The 24,289-nt window shown below is 57.0% G+C and carries 14 protein-coding genes; 9 read left to right on the forward strand and 5 right to left on the reverse strand.

Going from position 1 to position 24,289, the window contains the following annotated elements; genetic code table 11:
- The first annotated feature begins 233 nt into the window (after window positions 1-233).
- Entirely contained in the window at window positions 234-3,701 is a 3,468-nt protein-coding gene (locus ACGY09_RS14720) for a mechanosensitive ion channel domain-containing protein (protein ID WP_397568323.1), read from the forward strand.
- A gap of 114 nt (window positions 3,702-3,815) precedes the next feature.
- Here the strand turns inward: ACGY09_RS14720 and ACGY09_RS14725 are convergent, their stop codons facing one another.
- On the reverse strand, window positions 3,816-5,717 hold the full coding sequence (locus tag ACGY09_RS14725; RefSeq protein WP_397568324.1) for a M48 family metalloprotease: 1,902 nt from the start codon (window positions 5,715-5,717) through the stop codon (window positions 3,816-3,818).
- A 481-nt stretch (window positions 5,718-6,198) separates the two neighbouring features.
- On the opposite strand from ACGY09_RS14725, the gene ACGY09_RS14730 reads away from it, so the two are divergent.
- The 3 genes from ACGY09_RS14730 (at window position 6,199) to ACGY09_RS14740 (ending at window position 11,108) form a co-directional block, all read left to right on the forward strand.
- On the forward strand, window positions 6,199-7,659 hold the full coding sequence (locus tag ACGY09_RS14730; protein ID WP_397568325.1) for a DUF1501 domain-containing protein: 1,461 nt from the start codon (window positions 6,199-6,201) through the stop codon (window positions 7,657-7,659).
- Window positions 7,660-8,098: 439 nt separating this feature from the next.
- Window positions 8,099-10,081 (forward strand): hypothetical protein, encoded by a 1,983-nt coding sequence (locus ACGY09_RS14735; RefSeq protein ID WP_397568326.1) that lies wholly within the window; start codon window positions 8,099-8,101, stop codon window positions 10,079-10,081.
- A 28-nt stretch (window positions 10,082-10,109) separates the two neighbouring features.
- Window positions 10,110-11,108, forward strand: a complete 999-nt coding sequence (locus ACGY09_RS14740) for a hypothetical protein (protein WP_397568327.1) — start codon at window positions 10,110-10,112, stop codon at window positions 11,106-11,108.
- 305 nt (window positions 11,109-11,413) lie between these two features.
- Here the strand turns inward: ACGY09_RS14740 and xylA are convergent, their stop codons facing one another.
- Window positions 11,414-12,724: a xylose isomerase gene (gene xylA / locus ACGY09_RS14745; RefSeq protein ID WP_397568328.1), complete on the reverse strand. Its 1,311-nt coding sequence runs from the start codon at window positions 12,722-12,724 to the stop codon at window positions 11,414-11,416.
- 458 nt (window positions 12,725-13,182) lie between these two features.
- Window positions 13,183-15,693 carry a hypothetical protein gene (locus ACGY09_RS14750; RefSeq protein WP_397568329.1) on the reverse strand — a complete coding sequence of 837 codons (2,511 nt, stop codon included), beginning with the start codon at window positions 15,691-15,693 and terminating at the stop codon, window positions 13,183-13,185.
- 402 nt (window positions 15,694-16,095) lie between these two features.
- Here ACGY09_RS14750 and ACGY09_RS14755 point away from each other — a divergent pair, with 402 nt between their 5' ends.
- From ACGY09_RS14755 to ACGY09_RS14770, 4 genes are all read left to right on the forward strand, one after another.
- Window positions 16,096-17,508 carry a dipeptidase gene (locus tag ACGY09_RS14755; RefSeq protein ID WP_397568330.1) on the forward strand — a complete coding sequence of 471 codons (1,413 nt, stop codon included), beginning with the start codon at window positions 16,096-16,098 and terminating at the stop codon, window positions 17,506-17,508.
- 148 nt (window positions 17,509-17,656) lie between these two features.
- On the forward strand, window positions 17,657-18,754 hold the full coding sequence (locus ACGY09_RS14760; protein ID WP_373649472.1) for a pyridoxal-phosphate dependent enzyme: 1,098 nt from the start codon (window positions 17,657-17,659) through the stop codon (window positions 18,752-18,754).
- 108 nt (window positions 18,755-18,862) lie between these two features.
- Window positions 18,863-20,005, forward strand: a complete 1,143-nt coding sequence (locus ACGY09_RS14765; protein WP_397568331.1) for a hypothetical protein — start codon at window positions 18,863-18,865, stop codon at window positions 20,003-20,005.
- Between the two features lie 436 nt (window positions 20,006-20,441).
- On the forward strand, window positions 20,442-20,966 hold the full coding sequence (locus ACGY09_RS14770) for a hypothetical protein (protein ID WP_373653833.1): 525 nt from the start codon (window positions 20,442-20,444) through the stop codon (window positions 20,964-20,966).
- 237 nt (window positions 20,967-21,203) lie between these two features.
- Here ACGY09_RS14770 and ACGY09_RS14775 read toward each other — a convergent pair whose 3' ends face one another.
- Both ACGY09_RS14775 and ACGY09_RS14780 read right to left on the reverse strand, forming a co-directional pair.
- Window positions 21,204-21,662, reverse strand: a complete 459-nt coding sequence (locus ACGY09_RS14775) for an SET domain-containing protein (protein WP_373649469.1) — start codon at window positions 21,660-21,662, stop codon at window positions 21,204-21,206.
- 185 nt (window positions 21,663-21,847) lie between these two features.
- Entirely contained in the window at window positions 21,848-22,954 is a 1,107-nt protein-coding gene (locus tag ACGY09_RS14780) for a hypothetical protein (protein WP_373649468.1), read from the reverse strand.
- A 386-nt stretch (window positions 22,955-23,340) separates the two neighbouring features.
- Between ACGY09_RS14780 and uvsE the strand changes: the two genes are divergently transcribed.
- Window positions 23,341-24,270: a UV DNA damage repair endonuclease UvsE gene (gene uvsE, locus ACGY09_RS14785; RefSeq protein WP_397568332.1), complete on the forward strand. Its 930-nt coding sequence runs from the start codon at window positions 23,341-23,343 to the stop codon at window positions 24,268-24,270.
- Window positions 24,271-24,289: the final 19 nt, after the last annotated feature.

Raw genomic sequence — 24,289 nt, forward strand, 5'->3', positions numbered from 1 at the left:
TCGTCCTCAAGGTGGTGTGTGATGAAACTCCGGTGCTCCCCGAATGGATGTGAGCAATAGCGATTGAGTGTTTCAAAGAATGAATCGCAGGCGGGCCGGTGGCTCTGTCTCCAAATTCGCTCGGGGAAGTGAGCGTCACAACCATGCCGACACTCCGGCGTCGTACCGCACCGAAAGCGGGCTGAAGAACAGGCTCCATTTCAAAAAGTCTGTGAAAGAGCAGGGAAGCAATCATGGCTTGGCGAATCTCGATGATCGTGGGTATCTGCACCCTGCTGTGCGGATCCGCCGCGATGGCTCAGACCGCCCCCAAGGCGGAAAAGGTGACGATCAGCAATATCCAGAAGCGGATCAAGGAGATCGAAGCCAATCTGAATCCCGCCGATGCAACTCAGCAGAAAACCCTCGAATATCTGAAAGAGGCTGCCGAGAGACTCGAGATCGCTCAAGAGAATAGTCAGAAGGCGAAAGATTACGAACAGAGCCTGCGACAGGTCGGCGAACAGGCGCGCCTGACGGCCGAGCGACTGGCTGATCTCCCCAAGGGACCTGATCCCGAGATTGCCGACGTTGATGATCTGGCCGTGCTCGACAAGATGGTCGAACAACGGACGAAACAACTTGACGATACCAGCGACGGATTGCGTGAGCGGGTCGCCCGACTCGAAGCCGAATCGAAGCTGCGTCGCGTCCGCCCGGAAGAACTGGTCAACGAGATCGCCGCAGTCGAAGACCGGTTTCGAGAGATCGATGAAGAAATCAAATCACTCGACACGTCCAACGATCCGCGAGAACTGCTGCAGGCGCGCCTGATCTTTCTCCGCGCGCGTCATCAACGGGCAGAAACTGAACACCGGGCGCTGCTCGCGGAAGCGGCCTGGTACCAGTCGGCAGAAGCGGCGGAACTGCTGCAGCTTCAGCGGGAACTCGGCATCCGGGAGCTTTCCGTCAAGCTGGCAGAACTGGAGATTCTCAAGAAAGAACAAGCCAAACGCAGGGGAAATGAAGCCGACGAGCGGGTACGTCTCGCCGAACAGGCCCTGCAAAATGTCATTCCCGAACTGAAGACGCTTGCCGAAGAAAATCTGGGATTTGCCAGAGAGCGTCACGATATCACCGACAAGCTGGTCGATCTGGATCATCGTCAGAAGGCGAGTAATGCACTGCTGGGGGAACTGGAAAAAGAATTCGACCGCACGCAGAAGATGGTGAACGATGTCGGGCTGACCGATTCGATCGGCCTGCTGCTGCGTCAGCAACGAGCCCGTTTGCAGAATCCCCGTGGGATGAAGTCCAGTCTGCTTCATCGTAATGACGTGATCCGCGAAGCCCGCATGCGCCTGTTCCAGCTCGATGCTGAACATGCCGCCCTGATCGATCTCGACTCGGCGATTGCCAAGCGGGCTGCGGAACTTCTCGTCACTGGCAAGCGCAAGACGGCACTGGCGGGACTCAAGCAATTATTGAGCGATCGGCGTCAACTGGTGAATGGTCTCGATGCAGACTACACACGTTATTTCCAGCAACTGGTCGACATGGATAATGTCGAACGTCGGTTACTGAATCTGACAACCAGATACGCCGACTACGTTGACGAACGGGTATTGTGGATTCGGACCGGACAAACCTTTGGTTCCGAACATGTGAAGAAGGCCGCGACCTCCATGGGCTGGCTGACCGACCCGGCTGCGTGGCAGCCCGTGCTGGAAGCCGTCCGCATGAACATGGAACGGACGCCGCTCGTCTGGATTCTGGCAACCTTGTTGTTTCTGACGTGGTTCTGTACGCGGCCCGTGATGCAGATCCTGCTGAAACGGAAAGGAGTGGTCGCGAAAGCCGCGGGTTGCCACGATCTCGCACCAACGCTGCAGTCACTCGCGCTGACCCTGGCCATCGCCTGCGGTTGGCCTTTGCTGCTGCTGTTTACTGGCTGGCAGTTGGATCACACCGCCTCGCAATACCCGTTCGTCCACGCGGTCGCTGCGGGATTGATCAGGGCCGCCGTGTTCGCACTTCCGCTGGAGATTCTGCGGATTGTCTGCATGCGCGGGGGACTGGGTCAGGAACATTTCAACTGGCCTGAACGATACGTCAATACCTGGCGTCGACATCTGACATGGTTCATCCCTCTCGGGGTAGTGCTGATTGCCCTCATCGGGATGACGGAATCGATGGCGAACGAGCAGCGACTGGATACATTTGGGCGATTTGTCTTTCTGACATTCGCCGCGGTTTCGACGATCTTCTGTCGACTGACGGTCCGGCGGATTCCCGCGTTTGCGATCACTGATGACTCGGTCGACGAACCTGCGACCGAAGAAGATCCGTGGTCTGAACGATTCTGGCAATTTGCCCCCTCGTTGATGCTGCTGGCGTCGTTCGTTCTGCTGGGACTGGGCTGGACGGGATTTTTCTACACCGCGACCCAGTTAATGTGGCGGCTGCAGCGGACGATGTGGTTCCTTGTGGGACTGTTGCTGCTGCGGGCGACCCTGCGACGCTGGATCGCACTCGAACAACGTCGGATGGCCGCGCTACAGGGAGTCGATCCGACGGAGATGTCGGAACCGGGGCGACCGCAGGGGGGAGCTTCCACGCATGGCTCGCTGTTTTCCCGCTGGAACTGGCCCGATTTTCGACTCAACCTGACACAGATCGTGACGCAGATGCGCAGTCTGCTGGATACCGGGTTGATCGCGCTGCTGGTGGTCGGGCTGTGGATTGTCTGGGCCGATGTGACACCCGCGCTGAACATCCTCGACCAGTACGTCCTGTGGAATACCAGTGTTGAAGTCATGGCACTGGAAAATGACTCTCAAGTCGGCTCGCCGGGGAAGACAGTCAAACAGATGCTGCCGGTCACCGCAGCCGATCTCTGCCTGGCGATGGTGGTTTTCTTTATTGCTCAACTCGCCGGTCGCAATGTTCCCGGTCTGGTGGAAGTGGTTCTGCACCAGCATCTCGCCGTCGACGCCGGAGCCCGTTTCGCCGTGACCTGTCTGGTACGGTATACTATTTTTGTCGTGGGCGTCTGCATGGCATTTGCCCAGATCCGTATCGGTTGGAACAACGTCCAATGGCTTGTCGCGGCGGCGTCCGTCGGTCTTGGTTTTGGCCTGCAGGAGATTTTCGCCAATTTCGTATCGGGGATCATTCTGCTGTTTGAACGACCGATGCGGGTTGGTGATGTGATCACTGTCGGCGACACGACCGGAAAGGTGTCACGAATTCAGATACGGGCGACCACCATTCTTGACGGAGACCGGAAGGAACTGATCGTTCCGAACAAAGAGTTCATCACCGGCAAAGTGTTGAATTGGACTCTCAGCGATCAGGTGAATCGCATCGCCATTCGAGTCATTGTCGGACCGCATAACGATCCGGCACGAATCACCCGGATTCTTCTGGACGTCGCGGATAAGCATCCCAGCCTGCTGAAAGACCCGGCTCCTTTTGCGACGCTGGATGAGATCAACGGGAATCTGACATTCGTGCTACGGGCCTTCCTCCCCCAACTCGATGGTCGATTGCTCATTATCAGTGAGCTGTACACAGCGATTCAGAGCCGCTTTGCGGAAGAGAACATCGAGATGGTCCAGACCCGCCACGAAGTCTTTGTGCGAACCGACGAGCGGGAATCGCACCCGTCACCGCCGCCACCGCACCAGCCCCTGTCTGGTGTTTCGCTGAAAGGCTGGTAACGAGCCGTGAACCGCATTGCGTGACTTCCGTCTGCGGACGTGCAACGTCACGGACTTGCGAACTGGAGAGCCTGCTGGGATGCGAGATCGAGGACGACCTTGTCAGAAACGGCATTACTGCCGGTTGCTCTCTTCTTTCAAAATGCCAGCAAGGAGTTCGTCATCATCGGAAGAGGGCACGACCTCGGCGGGGCCGAGCACTTCCCGGATATGATCGGTCAGCATTCGGGTCAGCGACTCTTCCAGTTCTTTGAAGTTGTGGATGAGGTCGAGAGCGGAGACGGAGTGGGCGGGATCTTGCGCCAGGGGGAACGACGCAACTGCGGCCAGTCGTTCTTCGTAGGTCGGATGTGAGTCGAACCAACTGGGCTTTCGGTGACGTTCCTCATCCAGCAGTTTGCTTCGCAGTTCGACTGCGCCGGGTTGCGATCGATAGTCGCGATAGGAATCGAACACGTTCAGAAACGCATTATCTCTGCTAAGCAGTTGTTGCGTCTTTCGCACCGCGAACAGTTCGAATAACGGACTCTCCTGATAGATCTTGGTCAGCCCCGCCACAAACGGTTGGCGTCCATAAGCGACCACCGCCCGGCGATCAGCCAGGAACTCACGCGACCGGGAATAGCCCGAGGACAACAGGGCGTAACCCCGCAGGTAGAGCCAGTAAAGGCCGTAAAAGGGATTGATGTAGTTCAAAATCCCCGCTGCCGCCTGCATGACGGCCAGCGAGTTTGCCAGCGAAGCAGTCACCTGAAAGATGAATCGCGCATAGAACGTGTCGCGGTGACTGAAGTGAGCGTATTCATGAGCCAGGATCGAGCGAAACTCGTTGACGGTCAGCCAGGGAAGCACGGAAATGCCCAGGTGCAATACTCGATCACGCCGTCCGAAAAGCCCAAACGGTCCCGCGCCGTTTTGGCTGACCGAGACCTGCGGACCCGGCACGAGATAGACCCGGTCCACAACTTCCGTGTCGAGTTGTCTGGCCACGGAATGGAGTTCGCCAAACAGTTTGGGTTGCTGTTCGGCGGTGATCTCAATGCCGTCGCGCTCGCCGCCTGAGCCGAAAAAGACGAGGCGTATCATGTGCCAGACCGCCCAGCATCCGCGATATAAGACGCCGATGTGAAGCACCCGTAACATCAGCAGGATCGCGAACAAGAGCAGAGAAACGGCGATGATTCCGGCGATGACAAACGGGACGGACAGATAAAAGATGATCAGGCTGACGCTTAACATGAACAGATAGAAACGCTCGATCCAGGTTTCGCGTGAACTCCGCAGCGTCGCAAAGGCGTCGGCCGTTTCGGGGGTTCTGGGAATACTGATCGCAAGCAGCCATCCGGTGCCAAACATCACCACGATCCAGAGGACGAGGCCTCCCAGCAGGACGGCCCCCAGGATCGTGCCGAGGCGAAAATTTTCATCAACCGCCTGCTGCTCTTGCTTCTCCTTGGCGAGGCGGGAAATTCGATCGAGCTGACTCCGTCCGACGGCTCTCTCCAGGTCTGCCCCGAATGTCTTCGCGCGATGGAATGCTTGCTGTGCCCCCACGGGATCACCCGCATACGCAAGAGCCATCCCATACCCCACGTTGAGATCCGGGTCGTCCGGAAAGCGTTTGAGAATGGTTGCAAATTCAGCGACGAGCGGCTTTGAGGTGGATTCGGAGGGACGAGGTCTGATGGAACGCAATTGTGAATACATCAGGCCCTGGGCAATCTCGAGGTTATCCGGGTCCTTGCTCCAGGCCTGCCGGAACTTGATCGTTGCCAGCTCATAGTCCTTGTTCAGGAAAGCCTGAACTGCTTCCTCAAGCTCGATCGGCTGGGGTTTTGCCTGAGCGTACTGATCACTGGCGCGGGATTTCTTCTCGTTCCAAAGCCGCTTGAGTTCGTTCGCCTCCGGGGGGGGCGTGGGCGAGCTTCGGGTTGCCGCATGCTGACCGAAAGCCGGAACTGCAAGTGACAACGAAAGGCAGACCATCGCAATGATAAGTGCTAGTCGACGGGACATTCTTCAGTCTCATGACAGTTCGGCACTGCCTGGGATGTCACGGCGGGCGTGAGGATGCCCAACGATGATAGACATGTAGTGATGCAAAACGCAACAGAGTCTGGGGGTATGTACCATCTCTGCCCCGCAGGACGTCGGCTGCAGGCCCTACGGCCCGAAAATTCTGCGTGTTTCGATCGGTTTAAGGAAGGGAAGTCGCTTACGGACCACGGGACTCTACACGCAACACGAAGGGAAATTTCAGTTTATCGTGAATGCAATGTCTTAGTTGTTCAGTTTTTTTGAACAAATGACAAGTCTGATCGGGCCAACGTTTCGGGGCTGTTGCCAGGAAACATGTCGTTGACGGAGTTTCACTCGGGGCAGGGGGGGGGGACTCCGGAGGGACGAATTCGAGCGAGAATTCTGGAATCCATCTGTCACGACCGATGGGTTCCTCGCTACACTCATTCACAAGTCCTCATGTATCGGAAGGGTTTGCATGCTGAACATTCTCGGGCGACCTCAAACAGTCTGTGGAGGCGTGTCACGTCGGGAACTTCTGCAAGTCGCAGGTGCTGGCCTGTTCGGGATGTCTTTGCCCCGGCTCTTACATGCGGAGGAGTCACACTCGCCGGTTGCTCCTCGCGCTAAAAGTGTGATCTTTCTCTATCTTTTTGGCGGCCCGAGCCAACTGGAAACGTTTGATTTAAAGCCCAAGGCTCCAAACAAGATTCGGGGTCCCTATCTGCCGATTGCCTCACGCACTCCTGACCTGTTGATCTCGGAAAAGCTCGAACAGTGTGCGGCGATCTCGGACAAATTTGCGGTCGTACGAACGTTGTCGCATTCGTTCAATGACCATAGCGGGGGGGGCCATTATGTTCAGACGGGGAAACGCTGGCATATCCCCATCGGCGCCGGGTTTAATGCGACACCCCAGGACTGGCCATCAATCGGTTCCGTCGTGGAGTACCTTTCGCAGCACAAGCAGCACCAGTTTTCACAGCCGAGAGCACGCGAAGAGGGTCTGCCTAACTATGTTGTTGTTCCCAACAGCCTGGGAAAAATCCAGACCCATAGTGTGCTGCTGCAGAGACCCGGTGAGTACGGCGGGTGGCTGGGACGAGGTTATGATCCGATCACGACATCCGTCGATAAGAAGGATGCCAAGGATAATCCCTACTACCGCATTTGCTCTGACGAAGAACTGACGTTTCAGATCGACGGACTGATTTCTCAGGACGCCATGACACTGGACCGGTTGGGAGGGCGACAATCGCTACTCGCCCAGTTCGATCAGAAGTTGCGGCAGCGGGATGCCCAGAAGTCCCTGACGGCCTATGACCGGTTTCAGCAGCGGGCTCTCTCTCTGGTCGCATCCGAGAAAACTCGTAAAGCCATGGATTTGCGACAAGAGTCAGACAACGTCCGGGATCGCTACGGACGCCACCTGTTCGGTCAATCAACGCTGATGGCCCGACGACTGGTCGAGGCCGGGGTTCGGTATGTGACCGTACACTGGGATGCGCCCGACGGATATGGCTGGGACTCGCATCTCAACAGCAAAGACGTGGGCGATCATCTCATGCCTGGCTTTGACCAGACATTCTCGGCTTTACTGATCGATCTTGAAGAGCGTGGGTTACTCGACGAAACGCTGGTTGTCTGCCTGGGCGAAATGGGGCGGACCCCTCTCGCGAACGCCAACTGGGGCCGTGATCACTGGAGCACGCTGTTTCCCGCCGTCGTCGCGGGTGCAGGTGTAAGGGGCGGCATTGTCCTGGGACAAAGCGACAAGGACGCCGCCTATGCACTGACACCTCCGTATAAGCCAGAGGATTTCGCGGCGACGATTTACCATGCCCTGGGAATCGATCCCGAAATCCGGTTACCGGATGGTCAAGGTCGTCCGGTGGGGCTGGTAGAAGATGGAAAGCCCATTCTCGAACTCTTTGGCTGACGGGTCGCGCCTTATTAACAGAGGCCTCGATTTCTCATGAGGGGCAATCCGGCCCCCCGCGATGGCCTGTCGCGAAAAAAAGGATGGCGGCGACCTTCTGGGTCCCCTTGATGGCTTGGCGCGACAAGAGTTGCTCATGACGTGCTCGATCGATGTGACTGAGAGAAATTTCCTCCTTCGATTTCTCTTCACTGCGGAGAGAAAACCGCGGATAGAAAGTCCGTCCCGCGTCATCAACCTGGATCTGAGAGGTTTCGGGGAACTTACTCCGCGAAGTCTGCGTCCCTTCCTCTGTGAAGAGCCTCCATTCGCTGAAACCGATCTGCGGACGTAATCCGCGCTGCCGGGCAAGTCGTTGACATTCTTGCTTCCCGGGACCATTGTTGAGTCTCTCCTATCCCAGTTCACTCCATCGCGGCTCCATTGATCAGGGTGCGAGATGATTTCCTATTACTTGCGTCGGACAAGTCTGGTTCTCGCTACGGTCTTCTCTCTCAGTTTCCTCTTTCAGCAACGCATCGTGCTTGCGGACGAGTCACCTGGGGTGAAGCAGGATCCGTTTGCCGAGACCTTGTCCAATGCGGACAAGGATGGTGATGGCCAGTTGTCGCTGGAAGAGTTTCAGGGGCTTGTCGGAGCTTCAGCCGTCACGAAGCGCGACTTCCGCCTGTTCGACCGCAATCGGGACGGTCGTCTGGTCCGGGATGAGTTCGCGACGATTCCGGGCATTGTCCCGGGGGTCGAGCCGGAGTCGAATTATCATCCTGTGCTGATTCTCTGTGACGAGATTATCTCAAAAATTGATAAAGCGGTTGGTGTGTGGAAAGAGCAGCCGACGGTCGAAATTAAAGCGGATCGAATGGCTGAGGTCATCCAGTCTCAACTCGTTTCGGCGGGCCTGCAGAGAAACCCGATCAATCTCGATGAAGATCGAAATGGTAAAGTGAGTCGGGCGGAAGTGCGCCGCTTTATCGAAATGGAGTTGGGAATCCGCCGAGGTGACGGCAAGTTCTTGCGTCTGCCCGATGGCCGACTGTTTAACTATATTCTTTTTCTCCATGCTGACGAAAACAAGAATGATCGGATCGAGCGAAACGAGTTTGTATCGCGGACGTTTGTCACCGCAGACGTTGCGAGCAAAGAGTTTGATGCTGCCAACAAGAATGGAGACGATCATCTTTCATTTGACGAATTCAAGCTGGTCCCCGGTCGGGGAGTGTTTGATCCGATTTACGAATTTCGGGTGTGGGATACCAACCTCGATGCCTTGCTGAGCAAAGAAGAGTTGCTCGTCGGGACCCCCGAATGGCAGAGGAAAATTGCAGAGAACGCTTTGCCGGCGTTTGATCTGGATAAAGACGGGCAGCTTTCGCTCTCCGAGTATCAATTGACTCCTCAGGCCAACATGGTCCTTCCCTGGGATTGGGGAATGGATGACAAGGACGGAGACGGCTTCCTGTCATTAGCGGAATTTCAATTCGCCCCCGCGACCTTTCCGGCTTATGACCAGACTCAGTTCCCGCTGCTGCGGTTTACCTGTTTCCATCTGCTGGACCTGAACTCGGACGGAAAACTGGATCCAAAGGAGTACATCTATCGGCGCAAGACTCCTGACGAATTCTTTGTGTTGAATGAGGACGGAACCGGGTGGGAGTCGCTTTTTCGGTTCGAAGGGCATTTTGCCTGTGGTTCTGTTGCAGTCTCGCCGGATGGCAAATGGATGGCCTTCGATTCCTGGCCGGACATTAATCAGGCCGGATCGGCGATCTTTGTGAAGGAACTGCAGGGGGGCGAGCCGCGGATGATCGTTTCAGGAATGATGCCGACCTGGTCAAAGGATGGCAGGTTTCTCACCTGTTCTCGAAACGAGCCGACCTACGGAGTCTGGATTCTTGAGGTCACCGGGGACCAGCGAGAGCACCTTTGCCAGGGATGGGGGGCTCAATGGTCACCTGATGGGAAGTCGATCGCCTTCAGCGAAGGGACGACGATTAAAGCGTTCGATATCATTAAGGATGATTTTCGGAACATCGTTAATGGTGAGGAGAACGGCTATCAGCAGATTTACTGGAATATGGCTTGGTCGCCCGACGGTGAGCGGCTCTGTTTTAAAGGAGTCAAGCCGGATGGTACGCAGGAGGTTGCAACGGTCAGCACCGTTGATGACAAGCCTGCAATCAAAGTTCATCACTCGGTGAAAGGGACCGCTGTGAATGCGGATTTCGCCTGGCACCCGCGTGGAGATCGAGTTGTCTTCGCGATGTTCTGTAAGGAACGGGGACATACGCAGCTCTATGAATTTAATCCGGGAAAGGACGATCCTCCGGTTCTGCTGAAGGGGCAGGATGAAACTCGCAATAATAGCGATAGTTGCTGGACGCCCGACGGAAAGAAGCTGATCGTCGTTAGTGGTGATTATTAGTCGTCTCCAGCACCCCACTGATACGCGATTGACAACGTTTGCAGGACGGGTCATCGTCAATCAAGTTGTTGAAACGATGGGCGAATTCTCAACTCGGCAAGAGGCTCTTATGTATCGCTGGTCGCCAGGCTCGAAGCTGTTGTCGCGGGGAACTTTATTTCTGATCTGCGCGCTCTGTGCGACAAGCGCGGTCGCTCAAGAGAAGCCTCAGAAAATTCCCAACGAATTCTTCGTGTTGAACGAAGATGGCACGGGCTGGAAATCGCTCTATCGATTCCCGGGGGGCAACGCGAATGGCTCTGTCAGTGTGTCACCAGATGGGAAAGCGATTGCGTTCGATTCCTGGCCGGGGGAGAAGATGCGAGAATCTTCCATCTATATTAAGGAACTGGAAGGGGGGGAACCCCGGAAACTCTGTTCGGGCATGATGCCGACGTGGTCGAAAGAGGGGCGGTTTCTGACTTGCTCACGGTATGAACCCGTTCGCGGTGTGTGGCTCATCGAAATCGACGGCGAAGAACGGGAGCATCTCTGCACGGGATGGGGGGCTCAATGGTCTCCGGATGGTCGCAAGATCGCCTTCAGTGAGGGTGCGGCCGTAACAGTTTTCGATATCGTCAAAGATGAGTTTCAAACGATCCTCGAAGCCGGGCAAAGCCCTTACCGGCGCGTTTTCTTTAACATGGCCTGGTCACCCGATTCAGAGCAGATCTGTCTGAAAGGGGTCAAGCCCGACGGGACGGAAGAGATCGCGACCTTACGAAGCGTGGGCGGTAAGCCCGTCCTGAAAGTTCATCATTCCGTGAATGTGGAAGTTCACCCTGACTTTGCGTGGCATCCGAAAGGGGATCGTATCGTCTGTGCGATCTTCTGCCCCGAACGGGGCGTGACGCAGCTGTACGACTTCAATCCCGAGAAGGACGATCCTCCCCAACTGGTGAAGGGACAGGATGAAACCCGGAATAACACCGATTCCACATGGACGCATGATGGAAAGACGTTGATTGTCGTCAGCGGTGATTTCTAGATGAGCGTGCTCGATTGCGCTCGGGTGCCCGGAAAGAGGAATTGCATCCCAGGCAAGGACGAGCGTGATCAAAGTCTTCAGGGGTTGCCCGGATAGGTTGCACAGCTCTCCGGGCCTCGTGTGTGAAGCCCCAGAGGCTCACAACCCGAACTCAGGATTATCGAGTCAGGATGTGAAGTGCCCCGAAAAGGATTGATCTCATTCGTGGCAGCCCCCCAGAGGGACATATGGAAAAGAGCCCTGCTTCGGAGAAGACTCCGAAACAGGGGCAGTTTTACAATGGTGATGCCAATCGCTTCGTTCGATCAGATGAACTGATTGATGATGTTTTCCAGCAGTTCCTGTCGGCCTGACTCGTTCGGTTCGAGCTTGTCCTTGCCCAGCACGTATTTTTCGAGCGATTCGAAGCTGGCTTTTCCTGCTTCGATCTCGGCCCCGATTCCTGAATCGAAGCTGCGGTAGCGGTTCTTGACGAAGTCTTTCAGAGCCCCGTCCTTGCGGATCGCTGCCGCAATTTTGGCCCCGCGTGCAAACGCGTCGATCGCGCCGATGTGAGCGTGGAAGAGATCGACGGGTTCGAAGCTTTCCCGCCGGACTTTGGCATCAAAGTTGACGCCACCCGGAGCGATTCCACCTTGCTCCAGAATGACCAGCATACACTGCGTTGTCAGGTAGATATCGGTGGGGAACTGGTCGGTATCCCAGCCCAGCAGCATATCTCCTGTGTTGGCATCGATGCTTCCCAGTGCACCCTGAATACGGGCGTATTCGAGTTCGTGCATCATGGTATGGCCAGCCAGTGTGGCATGGTTCGTTTCGATGTTCAGTTTGACGTGATCGAGCAGTCCGTACGAACGACAGAAGTTCAGGCACGCGGCCGCGTCGAAGTCGTACTGATGCTTTGTCGGCTCTTTCGGCTTGGGCTCGAACAGGAACTGTCCTTTGAAGCCGATCTGTTTGGCGTAGTCGACCGCCATGTGCATGAATCTGGCCAGGTGATCCAGTTCTCGCTTCATGTCGGTGTTGAACAGGTTGTGGTAACCCTCGCGGCCACCCCAGAAGACATAGTTCGCACCACCCAGTTCATGGGTGACTTCCATCGCTTTCTTCACCTGTGCTGCCGCGTAGGCGAAGACGTCTGCGTTGCAGGTGGTCGCGGCGCCGTGCATGAAGCGCGGGTGTGAGAACATGTTCGCTGTTCCCCACAACAGCTTGATGCCGGTTCGCTCTTGTGCCTCTTTCAGTGCCTTGGCAACGATGTCCAGATTCTTGTTGGACTGGGCGAGCGTAGCTCCTTCCGGTGCGACGTCCCGATCATGGAAGGCATAGAAGGGGCAGCCGAGCTTTTCGATGAACTCGAAAGCGACGTCGACCCGCTTCACGGCGTTCTCGACCGAATCCGAACCATCGTCCCAGGGACGCTGCAATGTGGCCGAGCCGAACGGATCGCTTCCCGTGCCGCGGAAAGTATGCCAGTAGCAAACGGTATAACGCAGCAGGTCTTCCAGCTTCTGGCCTTCGACGACCTCTTCCGGGTTGTAGTGCTTGTAAGCGAGCGGGTTCCGGCTGGTTGGGCCTTCGTATTCGATCTTGGGAACATCTGGAAAATAGGCCATGGTTTCACACGCTCGATCGGGAAGGTTGATTGGAAACAGGAGAATTGCCCCGCAGTGTATCGAAGCCGAAAGAAGCTCGCAAAGGCCGACCCCGGACGAATCTCGCTGGCCATGTCTGTTGACTCTCTCATTACGCGTCTGGGGGAAAGTTGCGCGTCTGCGGAAAAGGTGCGACTGGCACTGCCATTCGTATTTCAGGGGTCTTTACGCGGGCGTGCTCCATCGCCGCGAAGCCGCGACTGTCCGACGGGGGCGATGTATGAAACTCTGACGGCGGCCCCCTGCAACGCCGAATATGTCGGCGCAGGGGGGAATCGTCCTGTCGCTCGAGACGGAGGATTCCCCCTCAGACTTCCTCGCACGGCATCCCTACCGCTTTGCATCCGTTCTCGGAAGCTGGCGTGACTGAACTTCCGCGGTAACCGATGCGCTTGCCGATGGCAATCGGACAGGGGCCATCAGGAACCGGGGGATGGTTCCGGGAATTCGGCCTCTGATTTCTGAGAACTGACCAGACCGGCGATCAGGCCGCGGCAGAGCGAAGTTTTTTCCGTGTTCTGGGGCACCTGTGAGATCTGGCTCCAGATCAGATCTGCCTGACCATTCTGAGCTCCCAGTGCGGCTGCCAGGCGGTAGCACTCTTCGCGGATCACCATATCGTCCAGCTTGGAGATAAACTGGAAAGCGAGAGGCAGGTTGTCCATTGTCGGGAGCAGCGACGCCGTCCGAAGCAGAATGTCTTCTCGGCGACTGTTCCGGTTATCAATGGTTTGTACAAACTGGACCGCACGGTTGACGTCCGTTTTCAGGAGTTCATTGAACTCAATGAAAGGGGGGCGGGGTGGGACGGGCTGGTTGGAACGGAGTCCCCAGGCGCCGAGAATGGCTTTCTCTTCCGGGGTCCCCTTCAGCCCTTCGATCAATTCACCGGGCAGTTGGGTCGCGAACAGGTTCTCACGACGATTCACATCGTCTGCCGTCGACCGTGTGCTGACGACAACCCACACTTTGTGATAGAGCCCGACTCCTGCGCCACACAGTCGAGAGAGCAGGGTTGTTTCGGTTTGAAGTTTCTGTTCGGCGGCGCGCACGATCTCGGCGAGTGCACGCTTGTAGTTACTGGCTGTTGTCCGTGCTTCATCATCGGACTTCAGTCGAAGTTCCGATTTGAGGAAGCTTTGCAGTCCAGTATTACCCATGCGATCGGTCTCTTCCTGTCGCTGCTGTGCTGCGGCGAACGTGGGAGCCGTCGCGCGAATGTACGTCAGGGCCAGATCGAGTGACTGTTCTGCATCCGCAACGGTGTCGGCCGACTGAGCCTGCACGAATGCGATTTGCGTCGCCGCGATCGCTGCCTGAATCAACGGGTCGGGGGGAGGCAGATCGCGAGCAAATCGCTGCGTGTTTTTCACATTCGGCATCGTCGGTTCTGGTGGTGGCGTGACCGTTGACAGTTTTTCCAGAGCCAGCTTCACGGCTGCCGCGGCCCCTTCCTGATCCTTCGCCAGGACACGTCCGCAACCGGCCCGTGCCCAGACGCGGGCTGCAAACGAAGGTGGCAGGCCCTCGATGGCTTTGGCGATTACTCCGTTCGGATCCACTTCACCCTTCGACGCCGTGGTGCGGGCGATGTGTTCGGCCCAGATGGCCAGGCATTCGGCTTTGGCTTCGTCGGTTTTCTGCGCACTGGCCCAGGCAATCGCAGCATCCATTTCTCCACGATTCAACAGCGACGCGGTGGCGGCCACCGCCTGCGGGAATTCCCAGGGCAGGATGAAGAATGCGTCAGACAACCGAGAGACTCGTCCGTCCATCGCAATTTGCAGTCGCGCGGCCAATTGCGCTTCGCTCTCGGAAGACTGGAATGTCGACAACATGTTCAGTGCGTCCGGGATTCGCCCTGCAGCCACCTGAGCGGCAATCAGCCGGCCGACGATTTCGAGTCGGGTCCGACCAAACTTGGGGATCTTGGGAACCTCGGAAAGCGCGTTGTTGAGTCGGGTCGTGGCCGCTTTCTTGTCACCCGCGGCGAAGTCGGCCCAGAAGAGGTCGAGCAGCGGGATAATGCGATAGTACGTGACAGCGGAACCGACCTTGACCAACTGGTCCAGATGTTCGCTGGCCGCGCCGGGGTTGCCCGTCACGGCGTTCGCTTCGGCGGCAAGCTGTCGACAGAAAGGTTTACTGCGCTGACGGTCCGAGGCCAGCGACGAATCTTTCATCTGCTTCAGTACTGAATTGATGAGTTCGTCTCTGGACGCGCCCAGAGCGGCTGCTTGATTCTGGTCTTTGGTCTTGGGGTTCTTCTGCCCGGTAATCGGCCCGACGTTCGCGGGGGAAGTCCCCTTGGTCGGGAGCTTTGCCGAACCTCCCGCAGCCATCTCGGCGATGAGCTGTTTTTCTTCTTCGGTCAGTTCTTTGGTCTTCGGCTTACCAGTGGAGAAGAAGGCGAAGTACAGGCCGACTCCAAACAGCAGCACGACCGCCAGCGTGATCCCTCCGATCAAAGGGAGCTTGCTGGGCTTGGGAGGTGCGGGTGGCGGGGGTGGGGCTTCTTTCTTTTCTGCAGGTGCGGTGAACACGGGCATCACGCACTTGGCGTTGGCACAGCGAACATCCTTGCCTGCCGCAGAGGGGGGCAGATATCCCGGCGTGTCGCACATCGGACAGATGACTTTCAGCGTCCGCTGTTTTGTCGGACTGGGCAATGCCGGGATTGCCGTGGCGCCAGCGGTCAGCTCCGATTCAAAAGGAAGGTCGTCACCAGGCAGGGTCGGTTTCGTGGTCGCCGGTTTGGCGGCACCCGCTTTCGGTGCCGCAGCAGTCCCTTTTGCCGGAGCCGCAGCGGCAGGCTTGGGGCTGGCCTTCGCTCCCGGCTTGGCCTTCATCGAGGCTCCACAGAAGGGACAGTCCACAGCATCATCATCAATGACTGACTGACGACACGAGGGACATACCGGAAAATCCATATCACTGGTTCCTGCCGAGGATGATCGCTGACGAAATGCACCGAAGTGAATCATGAAGGCAATCGGATTAGAGCAGTGAAGGTTGTTACTGCCAATTCCGAATCGCGTGTGAGACAGTATTCTATCGGAAGACGCAAGGGAGGGACAAACATTGGCATTAAATCAGCCGAAAAAATGCCGCAATCCGTTCCTTCCTCGAATCCTCTAATCCCTGTATCCTCCCCCGAACTCTTCGAGACACCTGGATCAGGTGTCTTCAATCGTTCCTCTGTTTTCGATGGACTCACCGTGGCTCACGTCGTCGTATCGGCCAGGATTGGGCAGCAGGCAATTTCGTGAAGTCGACGGCACCGTTCTCAGGACATTCGCAGACACCCTGCAGCAGTTATCAAGGAGTGAATTTTGGCAACAAATGCACAAGTCTCTGAGTATTTGACGCAGAATGAGGAACGCTTCGTCGAAGAGCTGAAGGAATTTCTGCGAATCCCCACTGTGAGCGCTGATCCGGAATGCAAACCTCACTTGCAGCGCGGGGCGGAGTTCGTCCATCGGCAACTCGCCAATCTCGGTTGTACAGCAGAAATTGTCCCCACAGCCGGTCATCCCATTGTTTACGGCGAATGGCTCAAGTCGCCAGGAGCGCCAACGGTTCTGGTCTACGGGCATTATGACGTTCAGCCAGCAGATCCTCTGGATCTCTGGACGACACCTCCCTTTGAGCCAACACTGCGGCACGGCTGCCTCTATGCACGTGGGGCAACGGACGACAAAGGGCAGATGTTTACTCACATCAAATCGGCCGAAGCGTGGCTGCGAACCATCGGAAAGCTTCCGGTCAATCTGAAGTACGTGATCGAGGGGGAAGAAGAGGTTGGCAGCCGGAACCTGGAAGATTTCCTCAATGCACGCCGCGACCGGCTTCAGGCCGATGTGGCGGTGGTGAGCGACACCAGTCAGTACGGTCCCAACCAGCCCGCTATTACCTACGGTCTGCGAGGGATTGTGGCGGTCGAGATCAGTTTGACCGGGCCGTCAAAAGACCTGCATTCGGGTGTCTTCGGAGGGGCTGTGGCGAACCCGGCCACGGGGATCGCCCGTTTGATTGCTTCGTTGCACGACGATCAGGGGCGAGTGCGTATTCCCGGATTCTACGATGACGTCAAACCGCTGACGCCCTCGGAACGGCAGTTGTTCAGCGAACTGCACTTCGATGAAGGGGCCTTCAAGGCAGAACTGGGGATCACCGAAGTCGCAGGGGAAGAAGGCTTCTCGACCCTGGAGCGGCGCTGGGCCCGACCCACGTGCGAGGTCAATGGTCTGTTCAGTGGCTACACAGGGGCGGGGCCCAAAACGATCGTGCCGTCCAAAGCGACCGTGAAGATCACCTGTCGACTCGTTCCGGATCAAAACCCCGAAAAGCTGACGGAAGCTCTGCATCAGTATTTGAAGTCCCAATGCCCACCTTCGCTGAAGTTTGAATTCACCAGCTACCATGGCTGTCCCGGCTTCGTGTTCGATCCGAACAGCCCGTACATTGAAGCCGCGAAGTCAGCCATCCAGGAAGCGTGGGCCGTTGATCAGGTTCGTCTGATTCGCGAAGGAGGCTCGATCCCGGTTGTTCAGACGTTCAAAGACGTACTGGGCCTGGACACGTTGTTGCTGGGATGGGGGCAGAATACCGACAACCTTCATAGTCCCGACGAACATTTCTCCGTTGCGGACTTCCATCGCGGTATCAGGGCGAGTGCCAATCTGTGGCAAAAGCTGGCAGAAATGCAGAATCGACCGGACTCTTCTGTTCACAACATCTGCTGAGACGGCCACTGTCAAAAATCGATCTTCTTCCCGTTGAACGTGCGTCACAGACCTGCCTCCGATCTCGTTGCAAGTTCATCCCGGATGTGAACCGGGAAGCGAATTCAGGGGCTTCAACCAACCGCTTGAGAAACGAACAGGAGAAAAGATGAATCAGGGATTGTGGCGCTACGCAGACTGGATGGAACCCGTTCCCCCCGCGGCTCGATTGACGTTGGGCGAAGGGGGGACGCCGCTCGTTCGATCCCGCCGACTCGGACCCGCCGCCGGACTGAAGAATCTTTTCTTCAAACTGGAGTTCACGAATCCGACCGGGTCTTACAAAGACCGATTTGCGTGTGCGGCTGTTTCCGACATGGTGGCTAACGGCAAGACCGAATGCATTGCCACGTCGAGCGGGAATACCGGCGCGGCACTGGCGGCCTATTGTGCATTGGCGGGAATCACCTGCGAGATTGCGATTGTCGAAAAAGCGCCTGAAGGTAAGCTGCGTCAGATGCTGGCTTACGGCGCGAAGCTGTACCGCGTGAAGAATTTTGGAGTCGACAGCGAGACGTCCGATCGCGTGGTTGACTGCTTGAAAAAGCTCAGCTCACGACCTCAGGCGCAGATGCAGATCAGCGCATTTGCGTTCAGCCCGGTCGGCATGAGCGGTGTGTACGGGATCTCTCACGAGATGGCCGAGCAGATCGACGGGCCCATCGACCATGTCTTCTGCATGGCCGGGGGTGGGGGCTTCGTGCTGGCCATCGCACGCGGATTTCAGCAGCTTGTGAAATCAGGGCGAATCGAGCGAACTCCTCGCATCGAGTGTGTACAGCCAGAAGGAAACGACACCATCGCAGGGCCCCTGAAAGCGGGTTCGAAAGCGGCGGTTCCCGTCGAGTGCACCAGTCGCATCAGTGGTCTGCAGGTACCTCAGGTGATCGACGGGGATCTGGTGATCGAGGCGTGCCGTCAAAGTGGCGGGACCGGACACCTCGTTACCGATGAGTGGATCTATGAGGTGCAGTCGCGTCTGGCCAGGGAAGAAGGTCTCTTTGCCGAGCCAGCCGGTTCGACGGCTGTGGCCGGAGTCCTCAAGGCCGCTCGAGAGGGGCTGCTCGATCCCAACGCGAACATTGTCTGTGTGATCAGCGGATCTGCGTTCAAGGATCCCAATTCGCTCGAAGCCATGACCCGGAACTCACATTGTCCCATGATCGCATTGTCTGATCTCGAGGCGCGCGTCGAGAAAGAAGTCTGACAGGTGATGTCGGATCTGGTGTCCCGGCCGGAGATTCTTTGCACTTTGTTAATCTCGCATCCATAATGGTGAGGTTGGACCGGGCACCTTCGTACGTACGGTGGACGCATGGCTGGATGGTTGAGTCGAACGACGTCACTCTTTCAGAAGAAGCCGCAATCGCAGCCGGAACCTTTCGAGGTGGAATGCGATTGCGGTGGCAAAGTTACAGGGCAACGAACTCCAACCTTTCAAAAGCCTCTTTGTCCAGTCTGTGAACGTCCCGTCTTCGTGCTGCCTGCGAACGTGTACCCTCGCCCTGTCGTCAGAGCCAAATCAAAGGCGTTGACGCCCCGGTCGACCCAAGAGACGAAAGGGGGCAGAACGTCACCGAATCTGGTGATCGACGAGGCTGGCAGTTCCACTTCCACCGCAGCGTCGTCATCAAAAGGGGGTTCAAAAAAAGGGGGGCGCAGGGACCGGAAGGTTGGCACGCCAGAGACGCCCGAGCCCTTACTGCCGCAAGAGCCTCGCTCGCCGCTGGTGACGCCCCTTCGATTGATCGGTGTGGCAATTGTTCTCATCAGCGGATTGACCGCGACGGGGCTGTGGTATCGCCAGCAGTTTGAAGCCGCGAAAGCGACGGCGGCCACCGCTGCGGAAGCAGGGCTGACGGCGCTGAAGAATGGCGAATTCGCACTGGCCGCGGTCGAACTGAAGAAAGCTCAACAGGCTGTTGATTTGCTGAAACGGAAGGATCCCGAGGCAGAGAACATCCGGCGGCGAAGTCAGGAGGCAACGACCCTCGCGAATCTCGCGTCCAGTTCTCTGATCGACATCCTCGAGGCCGCCATCGCATCCGCGAAGCCCGGGCAGTCTGATCCGCTGCACATGGCCAGTCTCGATCAAGACGCATGGGTCGTTTTTGACTCGCACCTGCTCCCTGCTGCGGAGGGGGCCAGCCGAGTGATGCTTGACGCTCCGATGCGGATCGATGGCGTGACCGTCCGGATTGAAATTGATTCGGCGGTGCTCAAGCGAGCGATGGAGGCTGAAGAGGCGGCCGAGAGACCTCGCGTGATTTTTGCCGCCCAGTTAGAGCAGATCTCGCCACCCAAGGGGGATCCCCCTGTTTCCGTGCTGCAGTTGAACAGCCGGTCTGCTTACCTCTGGACGAACTATGACGCCTATCTTGCTCTCGGCTATCAGCCTCTGGAGACCGAGAAGGATCAGATCCAGGCCCTGTTCGATCGTCAGCAACAGATCAGGTAGCGAAACTCGCGACGTCCGTCGCTGGTGACGTCATCTTGAGAGGTTCCCGCTGAAAGTCCCTTACTACCCGAAGTCGTGGTACTCGTTCTGAGTGTGCGGAAGGGATCTGGCGGGAGGCATCGCAGGCGCCCGATGTCGTCCATGATGGCGATCTCCATGAAGATCTTTGTCGGATCATCCTGGGATCCTCGCTTGTTAGTTGCCGTCGCTGTTATTGGAGTGTGAGCCTGTGAGTTGTGTTATTCCTGCGACGTTTTCGTATTTAAAATGGAAATTACGGAAAAGTTCGAAAGCTGATTGATAGGCTTGTCTTGGTCGCGTTATCGTTTCGATCGCACTTTCCTGTTCCGGGTTCGTTCCTCTGTCTGGAGTCTGCATCATGTCCTTGTTTCCTTTCGCGTCGCGTCGGCATCTGGCTGGATTCTTGGTGGCGTTGATGGGGTCGCTTGCGTGTCTGAACGTGTCTTTTGCTGCAGAACCAATCACCGCAGCTGAAGTGGACGCCGCACAGCAGGCGTGGTGTGACGGGCTGGTGAAGATCTCAAAGGTCCACAAAGAGGGTGGCGATTATCGCAGCGCTGCTATTCAGGTCATCGATAACTTATATGACTACAAGGAAGGTAAGGTGTTCTTCAAACCGACATTAGCTTTCGGTAAGAACACCTTCCGCCCGACCCGGGAAGGGGCGTTGTCGTACTTTGTTGGTGGAAGCAAGGACTTTCCGGATGACAGCGGGTTCGCTCTCAAAGGTTGGACCAAGGTTCGTTACGACAACAATGCTTCCGAGAACGGGATGCAGATTCACGGGGATATCGCCATCACGATGGGGAATGTCTACCTGACCGACAGCACGGGCAATGAGATCATGGTCGACAAGACATTCGTTTTCCGACGAGGCAAAGATGGCAAGCTGCGATTGTGTGTTCACAAGTCGGCCTTGCCGTTCGATCCCAAGAACTGATCTGCCGCAGACGTCGGGTGATTTTAGACTCCTCTTCTCGCTTCACGATGCTGCGGGGAGAGGAGTCTGATTGTTGCGTGGCTTGATGGTGTCCGACGGCGGCGTGAAGCAGAGGTCAGCAACGAGGCTTCCATGACCAGATCAGGTCGTGGGTTTGCCCCCTTTTGCCTGGCCTGCGGGCGTGCGAAACCGCACCAGCAGGCGATCCCGATTCGCGTGTGACCCAAGGGGGTTAGGTTACTTGGCTTTGCGTTTGAGCGATCGAAGCAGCTTGGGCAATTCTTCCTCAGCCACAACCCAGCCTCGGCACTTGGGGCTGCCGCACAGACATTTGATGGCTCCATAGGCGGCCCACCGATAGTCGATGGTGACTTCTGCCCCTTTGGGAATGTCCTCCAGCGCTTCCACCGTCACTTCTGACGGTGCGGGCGAGCCATCTTCATAGGTCACGTCGGCAATGCACAGCGTGCTGTTCGGCGTGCAGCAGTGGTTGAGAAAACGGAACGGTGCCCGCGGTTCGAGTGACAAGGTGCCACCCAGATCGATGCAGTACGAGGTGGCGTAGTTGGCGTCATCGATGACCCGTCCGTCCACTTCTCCCAGCACGGTCCCTTTGGGGATGTCTCGACGGGCGAAAACGCCTTTGCCGAACGGAACTTTTCCCACACGTACCCAGGCTTGTGCGACAGACGTCATGTCCATGGCCTCCACACGATCGCGATCGTGAACGTTTTCCCGCGTTTGGCTCACTCAAATCAATCCCGTGGGAATAGATGGATCGATTCGGTGAGTGCAAGATTAACGATCGAGACCGCACCGTCAACCGTTGAGGGAGGCCTTTCGGACGATGGCCAAGGTCAGGGGGCCGTTGTAGCGAGAGTTTACTGCTTTCGGGTCGAAGAAGGGGAGTTGGTCGTCCGCGATGGTGCCGGTTGTTTGGTCGAGCGGAGACCAGACGTGTTCTTCTGGTGGTTGGCGGGGTTCACTGCATTGCCCGCCCGTGCGGGGTTTTCTTCTCCAGCGATCCGAGCGCCCTCCTGCTGGATATCATTTGGCATGGCCAACGTGAATCCCTTCAGGCTGGGGTGGTACGGGTCCTGGAACCGATCTTTCAGTTTTCGCAGGAAGCCGGTGTCGTTGATTTCGACTTGCTCGAACGCGTAGATCGTGTCGAGGCCGCTGGGATCAATCAGGCGGACGTGAGTGGGGATATACCGTTTGGTATCGAGGATGATCCACGCCTCTCTGTAGTTCTGGCGGTCCGTGTCCATCCGGGGAATCGCCTTGATTTTGACGGACCCGTCTTTTCCTTCTCCTTCGAGGGTCAGATTAAAGCGCTGTCGGGCCTCGTCCGCTTTCATCCCGAAAAGAAACGGCAAAGGACTGTGGACGATATTCTTGCCTCGTAGTGAAGCGGGAATTTCGTCGCGCGTGTATTCCTTGCGCTCCATGTTGAACGAGAGAATCTCTTCGCCAGTGCAGACCCACCTTTCGGACTCGCCAGGCTGCAGTTGAAACGGTGTTCCTGTCGGGCCTTTCCGCGTGCTGACCTCACCCTTCTTAATCTGTTTGGCCATGATGTCGATACGGCCTTTGTCGGGCGTTTCCAGGAAGAACTCACCCTCAGAGACTTTTTCGACTTCGAACGTCTTGTTGAATTCCCGTCGGGTATGTTTGCCGTGCAGGGATTTGATCTTCGCTGAGTGTGCTTCCCACTCGTCGAGAATCTCGACCAGTCGAGGGTCGAGCGGGTCAAGTTGCAGCTCTTTCGGCTCGGGGCGTGCCCGCTTGTCCGAGGCCTGGCGTACCTGATTGTCGACGGGAGCGTGTTTGCCCGCTTCTCTGGGAGCGCCCGCCTTATTGGCCGGTGGAGTTGTCTGTGCCGTCGCAGCAGGTCGCTTCGATTGCTGAGCTGACACTTCCACGGGAAGACCCATGAGTGGGCATGCAGCCAACAGCACGAGTGTGAATTGATTAATCTGTCGCATGATGGGGGCGTTCATCCTGAACGGGAGCGTGAGTCATCCATGATCGACGCACAAACCGCAATCGGACAGCTGTCCGGCCCGGTGAGGGGCGGATCCTAACGAAAGATTCCGAATGCGAACAGACCGATTTTTGGCGGAATTCGACACCCCCGCTTGAGTGGATTCGTGAGGTCGGAATCGCCATCCGGCTTCGTCCTTCACTGCCCAAGGGAGAAGTGCAGTCTAGACGTAAGTCGTGTTTTCAATGTGGGTTCGGCGAATGAGCTGCGGAGGGGTGGTTGGCACATCAGAAATGGCTGCCTATGCTGTAGCAGGATAATGTTTCGTTCGCTTTCGTGGCCTCGGTGGGACAGGGATCGCGATACGACTTCAATGAAGGCGACTTCGTGATTCGACTCGGCCTCTGCTGTATCTTTCGGGACCAACCCATCAAGTTCTCGACGACGACCGCCGCTTCGATTGGTAAAATGGACAGGCCCGGGGCTCTGGCGAAGTTGGCCGGGCTCTGCCTCTCTAACGCGGAATCGTTATTGCGCGCCCTGCAGTTTTGCGCAGAGACCGGCATCGGGTGCTTTCGCGTCAACAGCCAGATCCTCCCTCTGAAAACGCATCCGACTTATGGCTACCAGATTGAGGAACTTCCCCGTGCGGAAGAAATCGTTCGCGGGTTTCAGGCGTGCGGAGAATTTGTCCGGCAGCATGGGCTGAGGACCTGTTTCCATCCGGACCAGTTCGTGGTGCTCAATTCACAACGGCCCGACGTGGTTGAGGCCTCTCTCCAGGAGCTTGAGTACCAGGCGATGGTCGCGGAGTGGGTTGCTGCGGATGTCGTCAATATCCACGGCGGTGGTGCTTTCGGCGATAAGTCCAGAGCGATGGCCGATTTTGTACGGAACTTCGATCGTCTGTCATTAAGGGCCAGAAAACGACTCACACTGGAGAATGACGATCGCACCTATACGCCGCAGGACCTGCTTCCCGTTTGCAGGGCGACCGGCATCCCACTGGTCTATGACGTGCATCATCACCGTTGCAATCCGGACGGTCTGACGGTGGAAGAAGCGACCCGTCAGGCGCTCGCGACGTGGGACCGCGAACCCATGTTTCACCTCTCAAGCCCCCTGGAAGGCTGGGAGGGTCCCAAGCCCGAGCGTCACCACGACTTCATCGACGTGAAAGATTTCCCCGACTGCTGGAGAGATCAGCGAATCACGGTGGAAGTGGAAGCCAAGGCGAAGGAACCGGCTGTCGTGCAACTGGCCTTGGACTTGCGCAGGTTGGGGGTTGGGGTGGGGATCCCGGTTCCCGGCGCGTGAGCGCCTCACTGGCCGTTGA

This window comes from Schlesneria sphaerica, from assembly GCF_044336245.1.
Taxonomy (GTDB): Bacteria; Planctomycetota; Planctomycetia; order Planctomycetales; family Planctomycetaceae; genus Schlesneria; species Schlesneria sphaerica.